The sequence below is a fragment of the Streptomyces sp. NPDC005195 genome (assembly GCF_040608315.1).
GTDB lineage: Bacteria > Actinomycetota > Actinomycetes > Streptomycetales > Streptomycetaceae > Streptomyces > Streptomyces kaempferi.
This window is the reverse complement of the sequence record NZ_JBEXHZ010000231.1, coordinates 1-2740: the sequence shown is the minus strand read 5'-3', so window position 1 is coordinate 2740 and position 2740 is coordinate 1. Positions and strand designations below refer to the sequence as shown.

Sequence of the window (2740 nt, the reverse complement as noted above, 5' to 3'; positions counted from 1 at the left end):
CGCGCCGTCTGCGCCCCTGTCTGCCCACGCGGGTCGACGGGTGAGGACCGGCGGCGGCCGCCCGGCACCGGGACCGGTTCTCCCGCGTCCCGCGCCGGCGCCCGGCCGCCGTACCCGGAATTCTCCCGTCCTGGGCCAATCCGCGGCCGGACCTGCTCCGGATCAGTCCCGTACCTTTCCCCTGCTTGGAGGACCACCCCGTGAAGGAAGCCGTGGAAATCGGGAGAAACCCGGCGGCGCAACCCGGTCTGCCGGACCTGATGGCCGACGTCGCCCGCGGGGACCAGGAGGCTTTCGCCGCGGTGTACGACGTCGTGGCGGGGCCGGTGCTCGGCATCGTGCGCAGGGTGCTGCGCGACCTGGCCCAGTCGGAGGAGGTGGCCCAGGAGGTACTGGTCGAGGTGTGGCGGACCGCCGCCCGCTACCGGCCGGAGCGCGGGTCGGTGATGAACTGGGTGCTCACCCTCGCCCACCAGCGGGCCGTCGACCGGGTCCGCTCGGCCGAGGCCTCGGCCGCACGTGAGCACAAGGCGGCCCTCCTCGACCGGACGCCCGAGTTCGACGAGGTGACCGAGCAGGTCGAGGCGCGGCTCGAGCGGGAACAGGTGCGGCGCTGTCTGCGGACGCTGACGGAGCTCCAGCGCCAGTCCGTGACCCTCGCGTACTACCGCGGCCTGACCTACCGGGAGGTGGCGGAGCTGCTGACGCTCCCGCTCGGGACGGTCAAGACCCGGCTGCGCGACGGTCTCATCCGCCTCCGTGACTGCCTGGGGGTCACCGCATGACCACGTCCGACCTGCACACCCTGACGGGTGCGTACGCGCTCCACGCCCTCGACGAGGACGAACGCGGCCGGTTCGAGCGGCACGCCGCCGACTGCGAGGCCTGCGCCCAGGAGGTCCGCGAGCTGACCGCCACGGCCGCGCGCCTCGGCCTCGCCGAAGCCGCCGTCACGGCCCCCGAGCTCAAGACCCGGGTCATGCGGCACATCACCACGGTCCGGCAGGAAGCACCCCGGACGGCGCTCTCCGAGCCCTCCGGGCCCTCCACACCCGCCGCACCTCCAGCGCCGGCTCTCCGGCGCCCACGCCGTACCCTCGGACTGTCGCGCTGGGCCCTGGCGGCCTGTGTGGCCGCCGCGGCCGCGTTCGGCGGCACGGCGGTGTGGCAGCACGGCCAGGCGCAGGAGGCCCGGAGCCAGGCGCGGGACGCCGAGCGCCGGACTGCCGACCTGACCGCGGTGCTGGCCGCCCCGGACGCGAAGAGCCGTACCGCGAGACTGGCGGGCGGGGCCGGCGGCACGGTGGTCGTCTCCGCCGGCCGTGACCAGGCCGTCTTCATCTCCTCGGGAATGCCCAGGCCGCCGAGCGGCAAGGTCTACCAGCTGTGGTTCGACGACGCGGGCACCATGCGCTCCGCCGGTCTGATGGACCCGCACCGGACCAGCGAGGCGGTCGTGCTGAACGGGAACCTGGCCAAGGCCTCGGGCATGGGCATCACCGTGGAACCGGCCGGCGGCTCGGCCCGGCCCACCTCGGCCCCGCTGGCGCTGCTGGACTTCCCCGCCTGACGCGGCCGGCCGCCCCCACCGTGCCCTCTCCGAGCACCGGCCGGTCCCAGGGGAGGACCGGCCCGTCCCTCTCCCGGGACGAGCCGGTCCTCCCGGTGTCGCCCCCGGTCCTCCCCCGGCGGGCGACACCCGGACGCGGCCCCGTCAGCCGCGCGACTTCGGCGGCAACGGAAAGAAGCCGCTGGTCCGCGCGGTGTACTCGGCGAACCCCGCCCGCCCGGCCAGCTGCTTCTCGAGCAGCGCCTTCCCGCTGCCGTTGATCAGCAGGTAGCTCATCACCAGCGGCGAGAGGACCGACACCGCGGCCGCCGCGCCCGAGTCGCAGGCGAGCAGGAACAGGCCCCACCACACGCAGAAGTCGCCGAAGTAGTTGGGGTGCCGGGTCCAGCTCCACAGACCCCGGTCCATCACCCGGCCGTGGTGGGCGGGATCCGCCTTGAACCGGGCCAGCTGGGCGTCGCCCACCGCCTCGAAGAACAGCCCGACCGCCCACAACGCGGCGCCGGCCAGGGTGAGTCCGGTCAGGCCGGTGGAGACGTACTGCGCCGCCTGGACGGGCAGCGACACCAGCCAGACCAGGGCCCCCTGTAGCAGGTACACCATGCGCAGGGCGTAGGCGTGGCGGTTGCCGGGCGCCTTGGCGAGCATCGCCTCGTATCTCGGATCCTCGCCGGGGCCACGGCCCCGCCATGCGATGTGCAGGGCCAGCCGCAGCCCCCACACCGACGTCAGGACGGTCACCAGGATCCGTCGCCCCTCGTCGCCCTCGCCCGCGGAGGCGACGAAGGACACCACGGCCACCGCGGTGAACCCGACGCCCCAGGCGACGTCGACGATCCGGTGCACGCCCTTGCGTACGGCGACCGCGAAGGTGACGAACATGACGGCGAACGCCGCGGCCGCCGCGAGACCGAGGTTCTGGGCGAACGCTCCCCAGGGAAAACCGCTCATCGCTCCTCCGCCTCCCTGTACCAGTCCCCCGGCACGGCGGGCATGCCACTGCTTCCTCCGGGAGCGGGCCGCACGCTCAGGATCTGGTCGACGCCCATGCGCCGCTCCTGGAAGGCCAGAGCCCCGCCGGCCAGGTACAGCCGCCACACCCTGGCCGTCTCCGCCCCCACGAGTCGTACGAAGTCGTCCCAGCGTTCCTCCAGGGTGCGGTGCCAGGCC

Annotated in this window: 3 protein-coding genes and 1 pseudogene; 2 read left to right on the top strand and 2 right to left on the bottom strand. The window is 74.2% G+C overall.

From position 1 onward, the window contains the following. Positions 1 to 200 precede the first annotated feature (200 nt). Positions 201 to 785, top strand: a complete 585-nt coding sequence (locus ABZV34_RS38375; RefSeq protein WP_356287592.1) for a sigma-70 family RNA polymerase sigma factor — start codon at positions 201 to 203, stop codon at positions 783 to 785. Further along, positions 782 to 1570: an anti-sigma factor gene (locus ABZV34_RS38370; protein ID WP_356287590.1), complete on the top strand. Its 789-nt coding sequence runs from the start codon at positions 782 to 784 to the stop codon at positions 1568 to 1570. Before ABZV34_RS38375 ends, ABZV34_RS38370 begins: the two co-directional genes overlap by 4 nt. Positions 1571 to 1714: 144 nt before the next feature. Here ABZV34_RS38370 and ABZV34_RS38365 read toward each other — a convergent pair whose 3' ends face one another. Together ABZV34_RS38365 and ABZV34_RS38360 are read right to left on the bottom strand one after the other, a co-directional pair. After that, a complete protein-coding gene (locus ABZV34_RS38365; protein ID WP_356287587.1) occupies positions 1715 to 2521 on the bottom strand; it encodes a DUF1295 domain-containing protein in 807 nt (268 codons plus the stop codon). Then, a pseudogene (locus tag ABZV34_RS38360) lies at positions 2518 to 2740 on the bottom strand (SAM-dependent methyltransferase); the annotation flags it as partial. The gene ABZV34_RS38365 and the pseudogene ABZV34_RS38360, both read right to left, overlap by 4 nt.

Coding starts and splice junctions, on each gene's coding strand:
- ABZV34_RS38365 (WP_356287587.1), bottom strand. CDS start 2,521: ATGAGCGGTTTTCCCTGGGGAGCGTTCGCCCAGAACCTCGGTCTCGCG.
- ABZV34_RS38370 (WP_356287590.1), top strand. CDS start 782: ATGACCACGTCCGACCTGCACACCCTGACGGGTGCGTACGCGCTCCAC.